Genomic DNA, 20599 nt, shown 5'->3' with positions numbered 1-20599 from the left:
CAGGGCGTACAAATGTTTCAAGAAGGCTCGGACGGGCAACTAGCATGAGTCTTTCCCGAGGTGCAGAGGAAGGAGAATTAACGTGTCAGAAACCATTTCTGCCGCCCACACCAGTGTCTCCTTATTGGCGAAGAGGGAGGTGATGCAACTCCTCGCGCAGACCCGCGACCTGGTCGATCCGGAGTACCGCAGAACTGTCGACAGGCTCCAGCCGAAACTGCGGCTCGTCGCGGGTTACCACATCGGCTGGTGGGATACCGAGGGGCTCCCCTGCGCCCAGCACGGAAAAGGCATACGCCCCGCATTCGCACTGAGCTGCGCCCGGGCCGTCTCCGGGGAGGCGGGGGTCGCATCCTCCCTGCCCGCAGCCGTTGCGGTGGAACTCGTCCACGACTTCTCGCTGCTGCACGACGACGTGATGGACGGCGACCTCGTCCGCAGACACCGCCCCACAGCCTGGAAGGTGTACGGCGTCGGCCACGCGATCCTGGCGGGTGACGCGCTGCTGGCGCTGGCCGTGAACGTGGTCGGCGGTGCCCCCCTGACGGTTGTGCTCTCGGAGATGCTGCTGGAACTGTGCGCGGGCCAGGTCAGGGACCTGGAATGCGAACAGCGGAGCGATATTCCGGTGGAGGAGGGTCTGCTGCTGGCCGAGGAGAAGACCGGGGCACTGCTGGGGGCGGCCTGCCAGCTTGGCGCCCTGAGCGCGGGAGCCGAGCCCGACACGGCGGCGCTGTACCGGCGGTTCGGCCGGGAGCTGGGCGTGGCGTTCCAGCTGATCGACGACGTCCTGGGACTCACCGGCGTTCCGGGCCGGACCGGTAAGCCAGTGGGCGCGGATCTGCTGAGACGCAAGAAGTCGCTGCCTGTGCTGGCGGCCATGGCCTCCGACGCGTCCAGGCGGGCGGAGATCTTCCGGGTCTACGGACGCGAGGGGGCTCTCGGCGACCGCGACGTAGAACGCCTTCTGCGCCTGATAGAGGAGGCGGGCGGACTGGCCTGGGCACGGGCCGAGGCCGACCGCCGGCTGAACACGGCGCTGGAGCTGCTCCGCGAGGCCGGGGCCGCCCCCGCCGAGGAACGGAAACTGCGCGCTCTCGCGGAACTGGTCACGTACAGGGATCGATGAAGGAGCGCCGAAAGAGCCGAACACACCGGGATCTCGCCGGAACGGCGAGGAATCCCACCGAGTACCCCCTGATATCTCCCCGGCATATTCCGGAAACTCCCCAGCCCCCAGGTATCCCGTAGACGTGTCGCAGGCACCCCTCCCAGGCATGCGGCAGATATACGGCATGCGCCCCGCGCGATGCCGCTCGGCACGGACAGAATCCTGTCCCCCGGTCATGAAGGATGACGATGAACACGGTTACGGACGTGCCCGAAGCACCGGGCGGATTGCCGTTCCTCGGGCACAGTTTCCCGCTGTTGCGTGCCCCCCTCCCCTTCCTGAGGTCCCTGGCCTCGTACGGGCCTCTGGTGCAGATCCGGGTCGGGCCTTTCCGGGCCGTCGTGATCAGCAGCCCCTCGGTCACCCGCGAGTTGCTGGTCGACGACCGGACCTTCGACAAGGCGAGCCCCCTGATAGACCGGCTCAAGGACGTGCTCGGCGACGGTCTGGCGACCTGCCCCCACCAACGCCACCGACGTCCGCGGCGCATGCTGCAACCAGCTTTCCACCCGTCTCGCATACCGACCTACGCGCGGACGATGAGCGAGCAGATCGAATCGGTGGTCGGCGGCTGGCAGGACGGCGGCGTTCTCGACGTCCTGCACGAGATGCAGACGGTCACCACCAGGATTACCCTCGCCACGATGTTCAGCACCTCGCTGACCCCGGAGATCACCGGGCCGGCGGCCCAGGACATCAACGTCGTCCTGGACAGCATGTACCGACGGCTGATCCTGCCCCAGTGGGCGCAGCGGCTGCCCCTGCCGGGCAATCGCCGGCACCGTCTCGCGGACGAGCGGCTGCACGCCACCATCATGGGCGTCCTCAACGAACGCCGCACCAGTGAGACCGAGCACGACGACCTGCTCTCCATGCTGCTGGCCGCACGCGACCTGGAGGGCGACGGCCACGCCTTCTCCGACGCGGAACTGGCCGACCACGCCCTGACGTTCTACTTCGCCGGGATCGAGACCGCCGCCGTCACCCTGTCCTGGGCGCTGTCGCTGCTGTCGCAGCACCCGGACGTCGCCGCGCGCCTGCACGCGGAGGTCGACGACGTCCTCGCGGGACGCACCCCCCAGTACGACGACCTGCCCGCGCTCCCGTTCACCAGGGCCGTCCTCGACGAGACCCTCCGTCTGTACCCGCCCGCCTGGTTCCTGTCCCGGTTCACCACCAAGGACACCCGGCTGGGAGACCACACGATCACCGCCGGAACGAACATCGCCTGCTTCCCGTACCTCGTCCACCACGACGCGGAGACCTTTCCCGAGCCCGAACGGTTCGACCCCGACCGCTGGACCGCGGGCTCGACCGTGCCGAGGGAGTCCTTCATCCCCTTCGGGAGCGGCGCACGCAAGTGCATCGGGGACCGCTTCGCCGTCACCGAGACCACTCTGGCCCTGGCCGGCATGGTGGCCGGCTGGGACTTCCGGCCCGTCGCCGGGTCGAGCAGCAGCCCCCGGATCGGCGCCACGCTCCGGCCGAGGAACCTGCGGATGCGTACGACGAGACGCGCCCTCTCCTTGTCGCCCTCCTCATCCGCGCAGAGCTGAACTCCACCCCACGAAGGAGTCCGGACGCACCATGAGTGACATGCTGTCGCAGAAGCGGCGAGACGGGGTCGACCCCGCGGTGGAGCTGGGGCAGTTGCGTTCCCAGCCCCCCGCCCCGCAGGACCTCTGGCCCGGTTGCCGGGCCTGGCTGGTCACCCGGTACGACGATGTCCGCGCGGTGCTGAGCGACCACACCCGGTTCAGCAACGACGTACTCATCGGCGGCCCCATGGAACCCACCGCCGGCTACACGATGCGCTACGACCCTCCGGAGCACAGCCGACTGCGTCGGATCCTCACACCCGAGTTCACCATGCGCCGCATCGCGCGTCTGCGTCCTCGCATCGAGGCGATCGTCGCCGAGCATCTGGACAGGATGGCCGCGAACGGTCCCACGGCGGATCTCGTGGAAGCGTTCGCGATGTCCGTTCCGTCCCCCGTCATCTGCGAACTGCTCGGAGTCCCGCACGAGGACCAGGAGACGTTCCAGCGGCACAGCAAGCGGATGACCGACTACACGTCCACCCCGGACGAACTGGCCCAGAGCTTCGCCGAGATGTACGCCTACATGGCGGATCTCGTCGATCTGCACCGCCGGGAGCCCGCCGACGACCTGCTCAGTGGCCTGATCCGGGAGGGCAGCCTCGGCAACGACGAGATCGTGTCTCCGGCCGCGACATCCTGCCCTTATGGACGAAGGACTTGTGGCGCTGGCGACGGCGGGTGTCGGACTGTTCGGGGCGCTCGGCGGCGCAGCCATGGGCGGACTGGCTGCGGTCCGTGGGGCACGTATGGGGGCGGAGACCACGGCGCGCGCGACGATCGAACAGGCGCGGACCCAGGAGCGTGCTCAACACGACCACTGGTTGCGGGACGAGAGGAAACGTGCGGCGGTCCTCATGCTTGAGGCGTACGACAGGTTCGCCATTGCCGCATCCGATGGCACGCGCATGTTCGACCTGGAGATCGAGGCGTCAACCGACGTCTGGAGCGCCCATAACACGAGCATGAACGAGATTCGGAGGGCCTATTTCCCTCTCCTCGGACCCGCTCGGGTGCATCAGGCGGCACGTGAGCTCTGGCAGTTGATCGAGCAGCACCACGAAGGGATTCAGGAGTGGGCCGACGGCATCATGACGGCGACCGGCGAAACCAGGGCCGAGTGGCGGGCTCGCGAGGAGCAGCAGAGGTACACACTCGGACGTGCGCACAGCGACCTGATTGACGCTGTGAGCGGGTCATTGCAGGGCGATGATGCCGTCCCGCGCCCCGACTGAGACGGCAACTGAGACGGAGGACCAAAAGGGCGGCACCCTTCCGGGGTGCCGCCCTTTCGTTTTTCCTGGTCAGGCGCTTGAGGCCGTGGCGGGAATCGAACCCGCGTAATTCGCTTTGCAGGCGAATCCCTGAACCACTCGGGCACACGGCCGGGTCTGGAGCGGAGGGTGGGGGCGGTCTTTGTGGCTGTTCCCTTGTCCGTTCCGAACTTCGTGACTTGACCGTAGGGGCGGGGAGCGCGGGGGATCAAGGGAACCGGGCGCGCTGCAATGGGACTGCCACACGCCGTTCATGAACCAGGGCGGGGGAAGGGCGGGGTCGGCGGCCGGTGGGCGTACGACCAAGGTCCCGGGCGGGCCCCTACCTCCGACAGGGGTCAAGGCGAGGGATGACCCTTACGCTGGCCTTCATGACCTCCCTGGAACCGGGCGACACCGGCGTCGCTGCTGACACCGCCGACGCGGACACCCCTTTGGCTGCCGTACCTGGTGAGGGGGTCCTGGGGCGTTCCTATCGGGCGCTCAGTGTCGGGATCGTCTCCGTCGTGCTGCTGATCGCCTTCGAGGCGACCGCCGTGGGGACGGCCATGCCTGTTGCGGCGCGGGAGCTGGACGGGGTCTCGTTGTACGCGTTCGCGTTCTCCGGGTACTTCACGACCAGCCTCTTCGGGATGGTGCTCGCCGGGCAGTGGTCGGACCGGCGGGGGCCGCTGGGGCCGCTGACCACCGGGATCGCCGCCTTCGCCGCCGGCTTGCTGTTGTCCGGGACCGCCGGGGTCATGTGGCTGTTCATCGCCGGGCGGGCCGTGCAGGGACTGGGGGGCGGGCTGGTGATCGTCTCCCTGTACGTCGTGGTCGGGCGGGCCTATCCGGAGCGGTTGCGGGCCTCGATCATGGCCGCGTTCGCCGCCAGTTGGGTCGTGCCCTCCGTCGTTGGGCCCCTTGCCGCCGGCGCCGTAACCGAGCACCTCGGGTGGCGGTGGGTGTTCGTCGGGATACCCGTGCTCGTTGTCTTTCCGCTTGCCCTTGCGTTGCCTCAGATACGGCGGCTGGCCGGTGGGCCCGTGAAGGCGGGGGAGCGGGACGAGCAGGGGGATCGGCGGCGTATTCGACTTGCCCTCGGAATCTCGTTCGGCGCGGGGCTGCTTCAGTACGCGGCCCAGGATCTGAGCTGGTTCTCGCTCCTTCCCGGGCTCCTCGGCGTCTCGCTCCTCGTGCCCGCCGCGCTCGGGCTGCTTCCCCGGGGGACCTATCGGGCCGCGCGCGGGCTGCCGTCCGTCGTCCTGTTGCGCGGGGTCGCCGCGGGGGCGTTCATCTCTGCCGAGTCCTTCATCCCGTTGATGCTCGTCACGCAGCGGGGGCTGTCGCCGACGATGGCCGGGTTCTCGCTCGCGGCGGGGGGCGTTACGTGGGCGCTGGGGTCGTCCGTGCAGGCGCGGGCGCGGATGGAGCCGTATCGGGAGCGGCTGATGACGGTCGGGATGGTCGTCGTCGCCGCCTCCATCGCTGCCGCGCCCGCCGTGCTGATCGACGCGGTGCCGGTGTGGACCCTCGCGGTGGTGTGGGCGTTCGGATGCTTCGGGATGGGGCTGGTCATCGCCAGCACCAGCGTGCTGCTGCTTCAGCTCTCCGCTCCCGAGGAGGCCGGCACCAACTCCGCCGCCCTGCAGATCTCCGACGGGCTCTCCAACGTGGTGTTGCTGGCCGGCGGGGGTGCGGCCTTCGCTGGGCTGGGCGGAGGGGCGGTGGCTCACGCCTCCGCCGCGTCGGGCGGCGGCTCCCATCCGGGCGCCTTCGCCGTCGTGTTTCTGCCGATGGCGGGGGTGGCGTTGGTGGGGGCCTGGGTGACCACGCGGGTGCGGGTCACTTCTTCCTGAGTGGTACTAGTCTGACCCCATCGAGTGGTACCGTTTTGGTATGGCTATGAACCTGCGTCTTCGCGACGACCAGACGGAAGCTCTGAAGCTGCGTGCCGAGGAAGAGGGCACGAGTATGCACGCCATATTGCTGAAGGCTGTGGACGACTACCTCTCCAGGACGGCTCACGAGGCGCTGGTCCGTAAGGCCGCCAAGGAGCAGACCGCCAAGTGGGCCGAACTGCTGGAGCGCCTCAAGTGACGTACGTCTATCTGTCGGCCGAGGATGTTCTGGACATCGCCGGACTCGCTGTCGATGATCAGCAAGTTGTCGTCCGCGACGCCGGTTTGCTGGAGTCGGCCGTGCATCGGCCTTCAGCTTCGATGTTCGGGCAGGAGGCGTACACCGACCTGTTCGACAAGGCGGCGGCCCTCCTGCAGTCGCTCGCTGTCAACCACCCCTTCCTCGACGGCAACAAGCGCACGGCGTGGACCTCCTGCGTCGTCTTCCTGGCGCTGAACGACGTACAGCTGCGGCCGGACATCGATGCCGCCGAACGTCTGGTGATCGCGGTGGCCTCCGGCAGCGTGGATGAGGTCAAGGTCATCTCCGAGGTGCTCCGAAACCTGGCCGAGCCGTCGATGTGAGCTGAGTCCCATCCCCGGGTCGCCCCGCGTCGTACGCACGTTGACAGACCCGGGCCGCCGGTAGGGTGGCCCGGTTGTCATACGTAGCCTCAGCCGTCGCTGGGGTTACGGCCGTCGCAGAGCCGCCCGACCCACCACCCCGGAGACCGTGACTACCACCGCCGCCGGCGCTTCCCCCGGCACCGCCCATCACCTCTCGCCCGCCTTCCCCGGCCGCGCTCCCTGGGGTACCGCCAGCAAGCTGCGAGCCTGGCAGCAGAAGGCGATGGAGAGGTATCTCAAGGAGCAGCCGCGTGACTTTCTCGCCGTCGCCACCCCCGGCGCCGGCAAGACGACGTTCGCGCTGACGCTCGCCTCCTGGCTGCTGCACCACCATGTCGTGCAGCAGATCACCGTGGTCGCGCCCACCGAGCATCTGAAGAAGCAGTGGGCCGAGGCGGCGGCGCGGATAGGGATCAAGCTCGACCCCGAGTACAGCGCCGGGCCGCTCAGCAAGGAGTACCACGGCGTCGCCGTGACGTACGCCGGGATCGGTGTGCGGCCCATGCTCCACCGGAACCGGGTCGAGCAGCGCAAGACGCTTGTCATTCTCGACGAGATCCACCACGCCGGGGACTCCAAGTCCTGGGGTGAGGCCTGTCTTGAGGCCTTCGAGCCCGCCACCCGGCGGCTCGCCCTCACCGGTACGCCCTTCCGCTCCGACACCAACCCCATTCCCTTCGTCGCGTACGAAGAGGGGAACGACGGGATTCGGCGGTCCTCCGCCGACTACACCTACGGGTACGGGAACGCGCTGGCCGACCATGTCGTGCGGCCGGTCATCTTCCTCTCCTACAGCGGGCAGATGCGGTGGCGGACCAAGGCGGGGGACGAAATCGCCGCCCGGCTCGGCGAGCCGATGACCAAGGACGCCATCTCGCAGGCCTGGCGTACGGCCCTGGACCCGCGCGGCGAGTGGATGCCCAGCGTGCTGCGCGCCGCCGACCGGCGGCTGACCGAGGTACGGAAGGGCATTCCGGACGCCGGGGCGCTCGTCATCGCCACCGACCAGGAATCCGCCCGCGCCTACGCCAAGCTGATCCGCGACATCACGGGGACCAAGGCGACCGTCGTCCTCTCCGACGACACCGGCGCCTCCAACCGCATCGACGAGTTCGCGCACAACGACTCCCGCTGGATGGTCGCCGTCCGCATGGTGTCCGAGGGCGTCGACGTGCCCCGGCTCGCCGTCGGGGTGTACGCGACGACCATCTCCACGCCCCTCTTCTTCGCCCAGGCCGTCGGACGCTTCGTGCGCTCCCGGCGGCGCGGTGAGACCGCCTCCGTGTTCCTGCCGACCGTCCCCGACCTCCTCACCTTCGCCAACGAGATGGAGGTCGAGCGCGACCACGCCCTCGACAAGCCCAAGAAGGAGGGCGAGGAGGACCCGTACGCCGAGTCCGAGAAGGAGATGGACGAGGCGAACAAGGAGGAGGACGAGGACACCGGCGAGCAGGAGCAGTTCTCCTTCGAGGCGCTGGAGTCCGACGCCGTCTTCGACCGGGTGCTGTACGACGGCGCCGAGTTCGGCATGCAGGCGCACCCGGGGAGCGAGGAGGAGCAGGACTACCTCGGGATTCCGGGGCTGCTGGAGCCCGACCAGGTGCAGATGCTGCTGCAGAAGCGGCAGGCCCGGCAGATCGCGCACAGCCGTAAGAAGCCCGACGGCGAGGCGGACCTCCTCGAACTGCCCGCCGAGCGGCGGCCCGTGGTCTCCCACAAGGAGATGCTGGAGCTGCGGAAGCAGCTCAACACCATGGTCGGCGCGTACGTCCATCAGACCGGCAAACCGCACGGCGTGATCCACACCGAACTGCGGCGCGCCTGTGGCGGGCCTCCGAGCGCCGAGGCGACCGCGGGACAGTTGCGACAGCGCATCGCCAAAGTGCAGGAGTGGGCCACCCGGATGCGCTGATCGCCCCACCGCTGCCCGGCGCGTCCGGTGAGGGGGCGTGTGCGGTCGTGTACACGCCGTGCATATCGGGAGGAAGCGCAGTAGTCCGTACCGCGGAGTGACCGGATTCTGGACGGAGTCTTTCGCTGAGCGAACCGCCTTCGCTACTGTCCCCGCAACGTACACGCCCCGTGGCAGCGCCGCCGCGGAGCGCAGTCGTGAAGCGACAGTGTCCGGGAGAGCCCCGGCGGCCGCCGATCGGCCGCCTCTGACACGCGTCGCCACGGGACCGGCGACGCACCTGCCGCCAGGGAGCTGCCGACCTCACCACGTGAAGGAGTGGGCGTCGTGACCGCGGAGACCTCCCAGACGCTCGACCGGGGACTGCGCGTCCTCAAACTGCTCGCCGACACCGACCACGGTCTGACCGTCACCGAACTGTCGACCAGGCTCGGCGTGAACCGGACCGTCGTGTACCGCCTGCTGGCCACCCTGGAACAGCACGCGCTCGTACGCCGCGATCTGGGCGGCCGGGCGAGGGTGGGGCTGGGAGTGTTGCGGCTGGGGCGTCAGGTGCACCCTCTCGTACGGGAGGCCGCGCTGCCCGCGCTCAGGTCGCTGGCCGAGGACATAGGCGCCACCGCCCATCTGACCCTGGTCGACGGGACGGAGGCGCTCGCCGTGGCCGTCGTCGAGCCGACCTGGACCGACTACCACGTGGCGTACCGGACCGGTTTCCGTCACCCCCTGGAGCGCGGAGCGGCCGGCAAGGCCATCCTCTCCGCCCGGCAGCAGCCCCCCACCGACCCCGGATACACCCTCACGCACGGGGAGCTGGAGGCCGGCGCGAGCGGGGCCGCGGCTCCGCTGATCGGCGTGACGGGCGTCGAGGGGAGCGTCGGGGTCGTGATGCTCGCCGACGCGGTGCCCGAGCGGGTCGGGCCGCGGGTCATGGACGCGGCCAGGGAAGTGTCCGAGGCGCTGCGCTGAACCGCCGGTCATCGGCAGGCCGCCTGCAGCCCCCTACGGAGGACTGTCGAGGTCTGTCGAGGTCTGTCGAGGAGGGGCACCTGGCCCCGGGCCGGAAGCGGACCCCACGTTAGATTGACCTCGTGCTCTCTCGCCTCACGCGCCCCCGGGCCGTCGCCGTCTGTGCCCTGCCCGTCGTGGCCCTGCTCGCCACGGCCGCGTTCGCGCCGCTGCCGTTCGCCGTCGCGCAGCCCGGTATGACGGCGAACGTGCTCGGCGACAACGACGGCGACGCGGTCATCACGATCACCGGCGCGACGGCCCGCGACACGCGCGGTGAGCTGCGGATGACGACGATCGAGGCGACCGGCCCGGACACCCACGTGAGCCTCGGCGACGTACTCGACGGCTGGTTCCGTACCGACCAGGCCGTGATGCCGCGCGACTCGGTCTATCCGAGCGGCAACAGCACCAAGGAGATCCAGGAGCACAACGAGGCCGAGATGAAGGAGTCGCAGGACGCGGCGGCCGAGGCGGCCCTGAAGTACCTGGACGAGGACTCCGGCAAGATCAAGGTGAGCCTGAAGCTGTCCGACGTCGGTGGTCCCAGCGCCGGGCTCCTGTTCTCCCTCGGTGTCGTCGACAAGCTCGACGGTGACGGCAAGGGCGGTGACCTGACCGGCGGTCGCACCATCGCCGGTACGGGGACGATCGATGCGGACGGGACGGTCGGTGCGGTGGGAGGCGTCGCGTTGAAGACGCAGGCCGCGCGGCGGGACGGGGCGACCGTCTTCCTGGTGCCCAGGGCGGAGTGCTCGGATGCGGAGTCGGAGCTTCCGAAGGGGTTGCGGCTGATTCCGGTCACGTCGCTCAAGGGGGCGATCGAGGCGTTGGTGGCGTTGGAGACAGGGCGGGGGCAGGTGCCGGGCTGTTAGACAGCTACAGCCCCCCACCACTAAAACCCCCTGCCCCGCCCCGTCTCACTTCACCTCACTTGACCAGGTTCCAGTCCTGCGAGCCGTCCGTAGCCGCGTTCTGCAAGGTCAGAGGCGCTCCGGCCGTCGCACCCGTCAGGTACACGCTGGTGTTCTTGACCGACTGGAGCTTGTAGAAGCCGTCGGCCGTCTTGACCAGGTTCCAGCTACCGGTGGCGCTGTTGTCGACCCATTGGCCGATGCGCTGGCCGACCGTCGCGTTGCCGGTCCAGATGGACGCCGCACGGCCGCCGGACCTGTTCAGCAGCGTCGTGCCGCCGTTCGGCTCGGTCACCACGTGCCAGTACTGGGTGTCGGGGTTCGCCGCCGCTCCGGCGTCCTCAAGGGTCACGTCGGGCGTGTCCCCGTTGCCGAGGTTGGCGTCGTTGGTCTTGTTGCCGGTGCCGATCACCTGCCCGGTCTTCCGGTTCCGCAGCTGGTAGTAGGTGCCGGAAGTGTTGCCGAGGTCGACCTCCGCGAAGGCGATCGTGGAGGTGCCCTGGTTGTTGAGGATCGCGACGCGTCCGGTGCTGTCGACGTACTGGAGGTTGCGGCTGTAGCCGGCCGGGGAGGTCGTCTGGTACTCCGTCCACACCCCGTCGCTGCGCCCGCTCTCGTTGACCCAGACGTTGCCGCTGTTCGAGGCGTTGTACACCAGACGTCCGTCGGGGATCCGGATGAGGACCGGGCTGCCGCCGCCCGAGAGAGGCCGGGAACCGGCGACGACCGGCAACGCGCCCACGGACATGCCGGTCCGGCTCCCCCGGAAGAACTGCAGCGGGCTGTCGGCGATCACATACCGGGTGTTGGCCCCGCCGCCCCAGTACTCGAACGTGAGCAGCCACCTGCCGTCCGTCGTGGGGACGACGTTGGTCATGCCCGGCCGTCCGCCGCCGATCTCCGTCTTGCCGCCGCCCACGTCCTGGCCGGCCCCGGCGACGTCGACGACCGGGGCGCTCCACGTGGCGCCACTGCCGTCCCAGGTCCGGTGGGCGAGGATCTGGCCGTGCGAGTCGGTCGCCGTGTCGTTGGCGGGGTCGAGGACCGGGACACCGGTGGCGGGGTCGAAGCCGGTGTAGTCGTTCTCGTCGGAGTAGAAGCAGACCAGCTTGCCGTCGTAGACCATCAGGTACGGCTCCCAGAGGGGGTCCACCTGCCGGTTCGTGTTCGCCGCGGCGATGTTCTGGCCCACCGCGCCCGCGCTCCCGCCCTGCCAGCCCGCGGTCGCGATGACGTTGACGACCTTCCAGCTCTTGCCGTCGTCGACGCTCGAGTACAGGGCGATCGCCAGGTCCTTGCGGTCACCGTCGTTGTTCGGCGTCCAGTTGGGGTCGGCCGCCTTGTGCTCTTTGTAGTAGTAGTCGTCCCCCGACACGACACTGGCCAGCAGCAGGGTGCCCTTGCTGAGCGAACCGACCTTCTGCGGAAGGACGTAGAGGTACGGGTTGGTCCAGTTGCTCGTGTACCGGGCGTACTTGGGGTCCGTGGAGAGGTACGCCGGAGCCTTGACCTCCGACAGCGGCTGCCAGCTCGTTCCGGCGTCGTCGCTCTTGTAGACCGGGAGGGTCTGCCCGTCGGCGCTTCCCGAGTTCGCCACGACGGTGGACTTCTCGAACGACGCGACCAGCCGCCCGCCGGGCAGCTCCGCCGACTTCGGGTAGACCGCGCAGTTGCCCCGGCCCTTCAGACAGGGCTCGTTGCCGAGCTGGTAGAGGATCCCGCCGGTCGGGTTGTAGGCCTGCGCGCTGGCCATGGGCACCGCCAGCAGCGCGCCTGCCGCGACGAGACTCCCCAGCGCCTTCGCCGGCCTTCGTCTAGTCTGCCTTCTCCGCATGACCCCTCCGGTCGCTCTGTACCGAGTTCACTTCTGACTGCGTAGTCAGGCCCGGAGTCTGCGTCTCGGATCAAGTCGGCGTCAATACTTGTGTCGCCGCTGTTTCCCGCTATTTCCTGCGGATTACGGTGATCATTGACGATCGCCAGGGTCGGGCCGCACACTGATCCCGACGGTTTTCTGACAGCGCAGTCTGGTTGGACAGTGTGGTCGAGCAGTCTGGTGGAGAAGAGGCTTCGGTGGCCGGTACGGGTACCCATGGTCGTGACGGTGTCTCGCGGCCACCCGCGACGAGCAGCGATGTCGCGCGGCTCGCCGGCGTCTCCCAGAAGACGGTGTCGCGCGTGATGAACAACGAGCCGTACGTCCGTGAAGAGCTCCGGACGCGTGTTCTCCGTGCGGCCCAGCAACTCGGGTACCGCCCCAACGGCGCGGCGCGCAGCCTTACTTCGGGCCGGAGCCGACGCCTCGGCGTGATCTCCCTCGGCGCCCGCCTCTACGGGCCCATGACCATGCTCGTCGCCATAGAGCGCTCGGCGCGCCGGCTCGGCTACTCGGTCAGCGTCGCCCACACCACCGAGGACGACGAACACAGCACCGCCGAGGCCATCGACAGCCTCCTCGAACAGGGCGTCGACGGCATCGTGCTGTCGGAGGCGATCGACGAGGGAAGCCCCGTCAAAGTCTGGCTGGACGTCCCGATCCTCACCATCGGCCGCTTTCCCGGCCTGATGGCGGCGCGGCGCATCCGGTCGGCGGAGAAGTCGGACCGCAGTGGGTATGTGGCGACCAGGCACCTCATCGACCTGGGGCACACCGAGATCCGGCATGTCTCGGGGCCCGGTCAGTGGTGGGCGTCACGCGACCGTGCGGAGGGCTGGCGGTCGGCGCTCACCGAGGCGGGCCTGCCCGTGGCGGAGCCCGTCGAGGGGGACTGGTCCTGCGCGAGCGGTTACGAGGCGGGCCTGCGACTGGCGGCCGACGAGGCGATGACCGCGGTCTTCGCGGCCAACGACGACATGGCGATCGGCCTGGTCAGGGCGTTGCACGAGCGGGGCCGTCGGGTCCCGGACGAGGTGAGCGTCGTAGGCATGGACGACATCCCGGCCGCCCGCTTCCAGCAGCCCGCGCTGACCACGGTGGCGCAGGACTTCGACGCGGTGGCCACCGAGGGCATCGGCCTGCTGGTCGACGAGATCAACAACCCCGGCTCGACGGAACGCGTCCTGCACGAGGTGGACCCGCCGTTGGTCGTACGGGAGTCCAGCGGGCGGCCACGCTCACTGCCGGGCCCGGGCGGGTTCTAGGCGATCCGGGGCCTCGGCGGTACGGAGGCCAGCCGCAGACCGACCTCTACGAGGGTCCAGCCGACGCGGGTGCGCAGGCCCTGCGGGGGGCGCCTGGCGGCGAGGGCGAGGCGCTGGGCGTCGGCCTCGGCGTGGAGATCGGCCGCGCGGAGGCGGTGAAGGGCGAGGTGGGTGTCGGGGTTCATCGGGAGGCGGCCTCTCAGGTCGTGTGGGTCGGGAAGACGTGGGTGTGGACGCGTACCGTCTCGGCGTCCGGGGTGCCCTCGGCCGGGGCCTGGGCGCGGTAACTGTCGACGAGTTCGTGCATGCGCTGGATCAGTTCGAGGGCGTGCTCGGGTGTCAGTCGTAGCGTGAAGTCACTCAGGTCCGAGGAACGCTTCCAGGCGTCGGACCAGTCGTTCTGGTTGCCGAGCCAGGTCGAGAGCTCCCGGGTGTGTGTGTTCGCGACCTCGTGCATGAACAGGTCGGCGGCGCCACGGACAGCCGGGTCGGGGTCATTTCGCAGGGCGTCGTGGAACTGCACGCCTTCGTGGACCGACCTCCACCACCGCTCCCGCCCCTTGCCGTGCTCCGGCGCGTCCTCGACGAAGCCGTGCGCGGCCAGCTGGCGCAGGTGGTAGCTGGTCGCACCGCTGGACTCACCGAGTTTCGCGGCCAGTTGGGAGGCGGTGGCGGGCCCGCCGTGCCGCAACGCGGTCAGGAGCTGCATCCGCAGGGGGTGAGCGAGACCACGCAGTGAGCGGGCGTCGAGTTCGAGTACATGGAGTGTCGCTTCTTCGGGCTGCTCCGGCATGTGTCCAAAGGTAGCGTTGCAAAGAAGTGCTTGCAAGGGTTTCTTTGCAAGCACTTCTTTGGAAGTTGTGAAGTCGTCACCCGTCCCGGTTCAGTCGCCGTGTTCCGAGGCCGCCTGCTCCACCAGCGGGATGATCCGCAGCGGCACGGGGTTCTCCATGACGATCGCCGTGGCGGCCCGGTCGATGCCGTCAAAACCGACGACCCGGTCGATCACCCGCTGGAGATCGGCGTTCGAGCGGGCCACGAGCCGGCACAGCATGTCCCCGCTGCCGGTGGTCGTGTGCAGCTCCAGCACCTCCGGTACGGACGCCAAGTGGGCCCGTACGTCCGGCCCTTGGCCCTGCCGGATCTGGAGTGTCGCGAAGGCGGTGACCGGGTAGCCGAGGGCCGCCGGGTCCACCTCCGGCCCGAACCCCCGGATGACGCCGTTCGACTGAAGTCGGTCGAGACGCGCCTGTGCCGTCCCGCGCGCCACTCCGAGCCGCCGGGACATCTCCAGTACGCCGATCCGCGGCTCCCGCGCGAGCAGCACGATGATCCGCCCGTCCAGCTCGTCGATCGTCACAGCAGCCCCCAGATGGGATGGTCATCCTGTACAGAAAGCCCGTATGTACGCGCCTACAGCTGAGCAGAATGTCCAGCTCCAGCGCAAACTGTTGCGCATCTTGCCGTGGCGGGACCAGGCTGCGGCCATGACGCAGACCACACACCACACTCCCGACACCGCCCGGCAGGCAGACCCCTTCCCGGTCAAGGGAATGGACGCGGTCGTCTTCGCCGTGGGCAACGCCAAACAGGCGGCGCACTACTACTCCACGGCCTTCGGCATGCGGCTCGTCGCCTACTCCGGACCGGAGACGGGCAGCCGCGAGACGGCGTCGTACGTCCTGGAGAACGGCTCCGCCCGGTTCGTGTTCACCTCCGTCGTCAAGCCCGCCACCACCTGGGGCCACTTCCTGGCCGCACATGTGGCCGAACACGGCGACGGCGTCGTCGACCTCGCCATCGAGGTCCCGGACGCCCGCGCCGCGTACACGTACGCCGTCGAGCACGGCGCCCGCTCGCTGGCCGAGCCGTACGAGCTGAAGGACGACCACGGCTCGGTCGTCCTCGCCGTGATCGCCACGTACGGCCAGACACGCCACACCCTCGTCGAGCGCACGGGGTACGACGGCCCGTACCTCCCGGGGTTCGCCGCCGCCTCGCCGATCGTCGAACCGCCCGCCCGGCGCACCTTCCAGGCGATCGACCACTGCGTGGGCAACGTCGAACTCGGCCACATGGACGAATGGGTCGGCTTCTACAACAAGGTCATGGGCTTCACGAACATGAAGGAGTTCGTGGGCGACGACATCGCCACCGAGTACAGCGCGCTGATGTCGAAGGTCGTCGCCGACGGGACGCTGAAGGTCAAGTTCCCGATCAACGAGCCGGCCATCGCCAAGAAGAAGTCCCAGATCGACGAGTACCTCGACTTCTACGGCGGCGCGGGCGTCCAGCACATCGCCCTCAACTCGGGCGACATCGTCGAGACCGTACGGACCATGCGGGCGGCCGGAGTCCAGTTCCTCGACACGCCCGACTCGTACTACGACACCCTGGGGGAGTGGGCCGGCGACACCCGCGTCCCCGTCGAGACCCTCCGCGAGCTGAAGATCCTCGTCGACCGCGACGAGGACGGCTACCTGCTCCAGATCTTCACCAAGCCGGTCCAGGACCGCCCGACCGTCTTCTTCGAGATCATCGAACGGCACGGCTCTATGGGCTTCGGCAAGGGCAACTTCAAGGCCCTCTTCGAGGCGATCGAGCGTGAGCAGGACAAGCGCGGCAACCTGTAACCGGTGTGCGTCTGCGGTCAGTTGGGCGATCCCGACGCCACGGGCTCGCCCAGCGCTGCCAACGCCTCCTTCGCCGCAGGCCCACCCACCGGCGAGAAGTACGGGTTGATCCGCAGCGCCTCCTCCAGATGCCGACGCGCGGGGCCTGTCAGCCCCGACTCCCGCTCGATCATGCCCCGGTGGTACACGTACAGGGCGCTGCGCACCTCGGCGCCGTGCTCCTTGTCGGTCGTCCGCTTCGCCCAGGCGAGCGCCTCCTCGCTCCTGCCCGCCCGGTGCATCGCCCAGCCCAGCGCGTCCGCGACATCGAGCCCCGGCTGGCGCGCCCACTCCGCCCGCAGCCGCCGTACGGCCGACCCCGCGTCCCCGTGGTCCGCCTCGAACCGCCCGAGCAGCAACTCGCCGTCGACACCGCCGAGTTGCTCCTTCGCGACTCGGGCCCGCAGCGCGGCGTACTGCGCCTGCGCCTCCGCCGGCCGGCCCAGGGAGTCGTACAACTCGCCCAGCTCCAGCGCGTAGTGAGGCGACGGCTGCTTGGCGAGGGCCGCCCGGTACGCGATCGCCGCCTCCCGCGTACGGCCCAGCGCGGCCAGCGCCCGCCCCTCGCCCGCCCGCGCTGACGACAACCCGGGGTCGAGCCGCAGGGCCGCCTCGAAGTGCCTCAGCGCGTCGGCCGGTTCGCCCCGCTCCCACGCCAACTCGCCCGCCCTGTACTGCCATTCGGCCTCCTCGGCCGGGGTCGCGGCCCGCGCCGCCGCGTCCGAGAGCGCCGCCTGCGCGTCCTCGCGCCACCCCCGGTCCCGGTACACGCCCGCCGCCCGCGCCGTCACCGCAGGCACCGCAGTCCCGGAACGCAGCCCCTGCAGCCGCTCCAGCATCCGCCGGACCGCCCTGTAGTCGCCGAGGCCCGAGTACGCGTCGAGCAGCGCCGGGTACGACGTCCAGCGCTTCGGCGCCTGCCGCAGCGCCGCCTCGCCCCACGTCCGGGCCGCCGGGAAGTCACGGCGCGCGTTCGCCAGCGCGGCCATGCCCACGAGCCCCTCGGCGTTCCGGCCACCGGCCGCCGGGCGCACCTTCAGCGACGTACGCAGCGCCCGTTCCGCCCTCGGGAAGTCAGCGGCGTCCGCCGTCCGCCGCCCGCGCTCCACATAGGCCGAGCCGAGCTGCGCCCAGGCCTGCCCGTCACGCGCATGGGTACCTACGTACGCCTCACGGTCGCCGATGAACACCCTCAGGTCGGGCAGCGCGGCGGACACCCCGCCGGCCACCGCCAGCTCCGCCCGGGCCGCCGGACCCGGCGCCGGTGCGGACGCCGGGGCAGGCCGGTCAGGGGGCAGCAGCATCAACGCGCCGCCGAGTACCGCACACCCCGCGAGTGCGGCGATCAACGGGCGGGGGAGGACACGAACGCGGACTCTCTCCATCTCCATGGCGCTCACTGTGCGTCAATACGACGACCGGATTCCCGTACCGAAAGCACCTCACGGACGGGGTTCACACCGATGGCCCCGGGTGCGACGCTGTGATCATGAGCCGTATCCAAGCCGCACCCGACGAAGCCCAGGGCAACCTCACGGACCGGCTGCTCGCGGAGCTGCCGGCCGAGGCCGTGCTCACCGATCCGGACGTCACCGCCGCCTACGCGAACGACATGGCGAGCTTCTGCGAGGCGGGCACCCCGGCCGTCGTGGTCCTGCCGCGCACCGTCGAACAGGTCCAGCACGTCATGCGCGTCGCCACCGAGCTGCGGCTGCCGGTGGTCCCGCAGGGTGCCCGCACCGGGCTGTCGGGCGCGGCCAACGCGTCCGAGGGCTGCATCGTGCTGTCGCTGGTGAAGATGGACCGGATCCTGGAGATCAACCCGGTCGACCGCATCGCCGTCGTCGAGCCCGGCGTCATCAACGCGACGCTCTCCCGCGCGGTCAACGAGCACGGCCTGTACTACCCACCGGACCCCTCCAGCTGGGAGATGTGCACGATCGGCGGCAACATCGGCACCGCGTCGGGCGGGCTGTGCTGCGTGAAGTACGGGGTGACCGCCGAGTACGTACTCGGGCTGGACGTCGTCCTCGCCGACGGCCGGCTCATGTCCACCGGGCGGCGGACCGCGAAGGGTGTCGCCGGGTACGACCTCACCCGCCTGTTCGTGGGCTCCGAGGGCTCGCTCGGCATCGTCGTACGGGCGGTACTGGCCCTCAAGCCACAGCCGCCCGGGCAGCTGGTGCTGGCCGCCGAGTTCGCGTCGGCCGCCGCTGCCTGTGACGCCGTGTGCCGGATCATGGAGGGCGGTCATGTGCCGTCCCTCCTCGAACTGATGGACCGCACGACCGTCAAGGCCGTCAACGACCTGGCGAACATGGGCCTCCCGGAGACGACCGAGGCACTCCTCCTCTGCGCCTTCGACACCCACGACCCCGCCGCCGACCTGGCCGCCGTAGGCGCGCTCTGCGAGGCGGCCGGGGCGACCCAGGTGGTCCCCGCCGACGATGCCGCCGAGTCCGAACTCCTCCTCCAGGCACGGCGGTTGTGCCTGGTCGCGCTCGAAGCGGTCAAGGGCACGACGATGATCGACGACGTGTGCGTACCCCGGTCGCGGCTCGCCGAGCTGCTGGAGGGGGTCGAGCGCATCGCCGAGAAGTACCGGCTGACCATCGGGGTGTGCGCCCACGCGGGCGACGGCAACACCCACCCCACCGTCTGCTTCGACGCCCAGGACGCCGACGAGTCCCGCCGGGCCCGCGAGTCCTTCGACGAGATCATGGCCCTCGGCCTGGAACTCGACGGCACGATCACCGGGGAACACGGCGTCGGCATCCTCAAGAAGGAGTGGCTGGCGCGCGAACTGGGCCCGGTGGGCGTGGAGATGCAGCGGGCGGTCAAGGCGGCCTTCGACCCGCTGGGCCTCCTGAACCCGGGCAAACTCTTCTGAACGACGGACGGCGGTACGTGTCGGACCTGGGGTGCTCGTCATACGTACCCCTCCCCGTCCTGCGACTCGTCCGACGGCCACGGGTCGCGCAGCCACAGATCATCGGCCGGAGTGGGAGCGAGCAGCTCGGCGAGGCCGTCGTCGATACCGAGCTGCTCTGCCTCAGAGCCCGGAGGGACCGCCCGCAGGGTGCGTTCCAGCCACGCCGACACCTGAGCGGTGGGCGCCTCCAGCAGGGCGTCTCCGTCGGGTGAGCTCAGCGCCATCAGGATGACGCTGCGCCCGTCGACCTTCGTCGGCCACACCCGGACGTCACCGTGCCCGCACGGCCTGAACACCCCCTCGACGAGGAGCTCACGGGCGAACGTCCAGTTCACCGGGTTCTCGGTGCCGATGTGGAAGGCGATGTGGACGGCGAACGGGTCGTTGGTGCGGTAGGTGAGGCGGGCGGGGACCGGAATGCTCCGCTCCGGCGACAGGATGAGTTTCAGCTCCAGTTCCCGTTCCACCACGGTGTTCATCGCGTGGTTCATGGCGGGCACTTCCTCTCTCTCGACGAGCGCGACGGGCGTCTCGTACGGGGCCTGCGGTGGGCCCGTACGAGGAGAGAGCGCGGGGACGCGTCAGCATTACGCGGGTTCCGAGAGGTTTTTCGGAGAAGTTTTTTGCGAACGGTGTCGGAGCCGTCGCGACAGATGGCAGAAGCTGTCACGAAGGGAGTAGGTAGCGCGGGACGGGCATCGGCGCGTGCGCCGGTCTGATAGATGTGGGGCACCCCAAATGACCCCCGACAGATACGGGACGACGGACATGAGCGCCCCAACCCCGGCCCCCGGTGACGACAGGCCCCGCGAAGGGTTTTACCCGGACCCGTCCATTCCTGGATATGTCCGGTTCTGGAACGGCACCGCCTGGGTGCCGGGCACCAGCCGCCCGGCGCAGTCCGACGGTGCGCCCGCCGCGGCGCGGGTCGAGGAGACCGGGCCGCACTTCTTCGACGACGACCCGCGCTCGCCGGGCGCCGAGCCGCGCCGGGCGACCCCGGCCGAGGCCCAGCACGGCAGCCGGCCCGAACCGGCGTCCGCGTGGGGCGCCGACCGCTCCCATCAGTCCGGGTTCGGCGGCGACCGGGACCGCCATGTCTCCTGGGGCTTCCCGGCACCGGCCGCCGACCCCAGGGCGGTGAACGAGCCTCAGGTCCAGCCGGACGGGCGGTCGGCCCGTACGGACGGTTCGGCGACGATCCCGCCGATGGAGCCGGACGCCGGTGACGTGCCCGAGTCGGGCACGTTCGTGTTCCGCAGGCCCACCCCGGGACCGGCCGCCACCGGCGCCGAGGGAGGCGTCCCCGGCACCCGTGGCCCCGTGCCCTCCGAGGGCACCATGACCTTCCGTGCGCTCTCCCCGCGCACGGGGCGCGAAGGCGGGGCGGGCGGCGCGCAGCCGGGGAGCACGAGCTCGCCGGAGGGCGCACAGGGCCCGGTCACGGCACCCGCACCCGCACCCGAACCC

The 20599-nt window shown here is 69.9% G+C and carries 20 protein-coding genes and 1 tRNA gene; 14 read left to right on the top strand and 7 right to left on the bottom strand.

The window, feature by feature from the left end:
• The first annotated feature begins 82 nt into the window (after positions 1-82).
• The 4 genes from G3I71_RS28595 to G3I71_RS28580 all read left to right on the top strand — a co-directional run bounded on the left by G3I71_RS28595 (position 83) and on the right by G3I71_RS28580 (position 4004).
• Positions 83-1129, top strand: a complete 1047-nt coding sequence (locus G3I71_RS28595; RefSeq protein ID WP_343243105.1) for a polyprenyl synthetase family protein — start codon at positions 83-85, stop codon at positions 1127-1129.
• Between the two features lie 248 nt (positions 1130-1377).
• Positions 1378-2727, top strand: coding sequence for a cytochrome P450 (locus G3I71_RS28590; RefSeq protein ID WP_164318848.1), 1350 nt, complete (start codon positions 1378-1380; stop codon positions 2725-2727).
• Positions 2728-2758: 31 nt separating this feature from the next.
• Positions 2759-3634 (top strand): cytochrome P450, encoded by an 876-nt coding sequence (locus G3I71_RS28585; RefSeq protein ID WP_164318846.1) that lies wholly within the window; start codon positions 2759-2761, stop codon positions 3632-3634.
• Complete coding sequence (locus G3I71_RS28580) at positions 3627-4004, top strand: hypothetical protein (RefSeq protein ID WP_164318844.1); 378 nt, start codon at positions 3627-3629, stop codon at positions 4002-4004. The genes G3I71_RS28585 and G3I71_RS28580 overlap by 8 nt, the downstream gene beginning before the upstream one ends.
• 80 nt (positions 4005-4084) lie before the next feature.
• Here G3I71_RS28580 and G3I71_RS28575 read toward each other — a convergent pair.
• Positions 4085-4156 (bottom strand) — tRNA-Cys (locus G3I71_RS28575).
• 258 nt (positions 4157-4414) lie between these two features.
• Here G3I71_RS28575 and G3I71_RS28570 point away from each other — a divergent pair.
• The 6 genes from G3I71_RS28570 (at position 4415) to G3I71_RS28545 (ending at position 10345) form a co-directional block, all read left to right on the top strand.
• Complete coding sequence (locus tag G3I71_RS28570; RefSeq protein WP_164318842.1) at positions 4415-5881, top strand: MFS transporter; 1467 nt, start codon at positions 4415-4417, stop codon at positions 5879-5881.
• Positions 5882-5921: 40 nt separating this feature from the next.
• The gene (locus G3I71_RS28565; protein WP_164318840.1) at positions 5922-6122 is read left to right on the top strand and encodes a CopG family transcriptional regulator; all 201 of its coding nucleotides are present in this window, start codon (positions 5922-5924) and stop codon (positions 6120-6122) included.
• Complete coding sequence (locus tag G3I71_RS28560; protein ID WP_164318838.1) at positions 6119-6508, top strand: type II toxin-antitoxin system death-on-curing family toxin; 390 nt, start codon at positions 6119-6121, stop codon at positions 6506-6508. Before G3I71_RS28565 ends, G3I71_RS28560 begins: the two co-directional genes overlap by 4 nt.
• Positions 6509-6656: 148 nt before the next feature.
• Positions 6657-8462, top strand: a complete 1806-nt coding sequence (locus G3I71_RS28555; protein WP_164318836.1) for a DEAD/DEAH box helicase — start codon at positions 6657-6659, stop codon at positions 8460-8462.
• A 327-nt stretch (positions 8463-8789) separates the two neighbouring features.
• Positions 8790-9431, top strand: coding sequence for a helix-turn-helix domain-containing protein (locus G3I71_RS28550; RefSeq protein WP_164318835.1), 642 nt, complete (start codon positions 8790-8792; stop codon positions 9429-9431).
• A 122-nt stretch (positions 9432-9553) separates the two neighbouring features.
• Entirely contained in the window at positions 9554-10345 is a 792-nt protein-coding gene (locus G3I71_RS28545) for a S16 family serine protease (protein ID WP_164318833.1), read from the top strand.
• 55 nt (positions 10346-10400) lie between these two features.
• Here the strand turns inward: G3I71_RS28545 and G3I71_RS28540 are convergent, their stop codons facing one another.
• Positions 10401-12218: an RICIN domain-containing protein gene (locus G3I71_RS28540; protein ID WP_239149409.1), complete on the bottom strand. Its 1818-nt coding sequence runs from the start codon at positions 12216-12218 to the stop codon at positions 10401-10403.
• 239 nt (positions 12219-12457) lie between these two features.
• On the opposite strand from G3I71_RS28540, the gene G3I71_RS28535 reads away from it, so the two are divergent.
• The gene (locus G3I71_RS28535) at positions 12458-13525 is read left to right on the top strand and encodes a LacI family DNA-binding transcriptional regulator (RefSeq protein WP_164318831.1); all 1068 of its coding nucleotides are present in this window, start codon (positions 12458-12460) and stop codon (positions 13523-13525) included.
• Here G3I71_RS28535 and G3I71_RS28530 read toward each other — a convergent pair.
• From G3I71_RS28530 to G3I71_RS28520, 3 genes are all read right to left on the bottom strand, one after another.
• Positions 13522-13710, bottom strand: a complete 189-nt coding sequence (locus G3I71_RS28530; protein ID WP_164318829.1) for a hypothetical protein — start codon at positions 13708-13710, stop codon at positions 13522-13524. The two genes, G3I71_RS28535 and G3I71_RS28530, sit on opposite strands and share 4 nt — an antisense overlap.
• A 14-nt stretch (positions 13711-13724) precedes the next feature.
• Positions 13725-14318: a transcriptional regulator gene (locus tag G3I71_RS28525; protein WP_164318827.1), complete on the bottom strand. Its 594-nt coding sequence runs from the start codon at positions 14316-14318 to the stop codon at positions 13725-13727.
• Positions 14319-14408: 90 nt separating this feature from the next.
• Complete coding sequence (locus tag G3I71_RS28520; RefSeq protein ID WP_164318825.1) at positions 14409-14885, bottom strand: Lrp/AsnC family transcriptional regulator; 477 nt, start codon at positions 14883-14885, stop codon at positions 14409-14411.
• Positions 14886-15012: 127 nt separating this feature from the next.
• On the opposite strand from G3I71_RS28520, the gene hppD reads away from it, so the two are divergent.
• Entirely contained in the window at positions 15013-16158 is a 1146-nt protein-coding gene (hppD, locus tag G3I71_RS28515; protein WP_164318823.1) for a 4-hydroxyphenylpyruvate dioxygenase, read from the top strand.
• Positions 16159-16175: 17 nt separating this feature from the next.
• Here hppD and G3I71_RS28510 read toward each other — a convergent pair whose 3' ends face one another.
• Positions 16176-17588: a tetratricopeptide repeat protein gene (locus tag G3I71_RS28510; protein ID WP_164318821.1), complete on the bottom strand. Its 1413-nt coding sequence runs from the start codon at positions 17586-17588 to the stop codon at positions 16176-16178.
• 92 nt (positions 17589-17680) lie between these two features.
• Here G3I71_RS28510 and G3I71_RS28505 point away from each other — a divergent pair, with 92 nt between their 5' ends.
• Positions 17681-19087 carry an FAD-linked oxidase C-terminal domain-containing protein gene (locus G3I71_RS28505; protein WP_164318819.1) on the top strand — a complete coding sequence of 469 codons (1407 nt, stop codon included), beginning with the start codon at positions 17681-17683 and terminating at the stop codon, positions 19085-19087.
• Positions 19088-19125: 38 nt separating this feature from the next.
• Here the strand turns inward: G3I71_RS28505 and G3I71_RS28500 are convergent, their stop codons facing one another.
• A complete protein-coding gene (locus G3I71_RS28500; RefSeq protein WP_203731654.1) occupies positions 19126-19620 on the bottom strand; it encodes an SsgA family sporulation/cell division regulator in 495 nt (164 codons plus the stop codon).
• A 277-nt stretch (positions 19621-19897) separates the two neighbouring features.
• On the opposite strand from G3I71_RS28500, the gene G3I71_RS28495 reads away from it, so the two are divergent.
• Positions 19898-20599, top strand: a 702-nt coding sequence (locus G3I71_RS28495; RefSeq protein WP_164318817.1) for a DUF2510 domain-containing protein, incomplete at its 3' end; no start/stop codon positions are given.

Source organism: Streptomyces sp. SID12501, from assembly GCF_010550245.1.
Classification (GTDB): domain Bacteria; phylum Actinomycetota; class Actinomycetes; order Streptomycetales; family Streptomycetaceae; genus Streptomyces.
This window is presented reverse-complemented; position numbering and strand designations above follow the sequence as displayed.

What these genes read in the sequence shown, in the direction of transcription:
- hppD (WP_164318823.1), top strand. Translation starts at nt 15,013, where the DNA reads ATGACGCAGACCACACACCACACTCCCGACACCGCCCGGCAGGCAGAC.
- G3I71_RS28580 (WP_164318844.1), top strand. Translation starts at nt 3,627, where the DNA reads ATGCTTGAGGCGTACGACAGGTTCGCCATTGCCGCATCCGATGGCACG.
- G3I71_RS28530 (WP_164318829.1), bottom strand. Translation starts at nt 13,710, where the DNA reads ATGAACCCCGACACCCACCTCGCCCTTCACCGCCTCCGCGCGGCCGAT.
- G3I71_RS28565 (WP_164318840.1), top strand. Translation starts at nt 5,922, where the DNA reads ATGGCTATGAACCTGCGTCTTCGCGACGACCAGACGGAAGCTCTGAAG.
- G3I71_RS28585 (WP_164318846.1), top strand. Translation starts at nt 2,759, where the DNA reads ATGAGTGACATGCTGTCGCAGAAGCGGCGAGACGGGGTCGACCCCGCG.
- G3I71_RS28540 (WP_239149409.1), bottom strand. Translation starts at nt 12,218, where the DNA reads ATGCGGAGAAGGCAGACTAGACGAAGGCCGGCGAAGGCGCTGGGGAGT.
- G3I71_RS28525 (WP_164318827.1), bottom strand. Translation starts at nt 14,318, where the DNA reads ATGCCGGAGCAGCCCGAAGAAGCGACACTCCATGTACTCGAACTCGAC.
- G3I71_RS28510 (WP_164318821.1), bottom strand. Translation starts at nt 17,588, where the DNA reads ATGGAGATGGAGAGAGTCCGCGTTCGTGTCCTCCCCCGCCCGTTGATC.
- G3I71_RS28570 (WP_164318842.1), top strand. Translation starts at nt 4,415, where the DNA reads ATGACCTCCCTGGAACCGGGCGACACCGGCGTCGCTGCTGACACCGCC.
- G3I71_RS28500 (WP_203731654.1), bottom strand. Translation starts at nt 19,620, where the DNA reads ATGAACCACGCGATGAACACCGTGGTGGAACGGGAACTGGAGCTGAAA.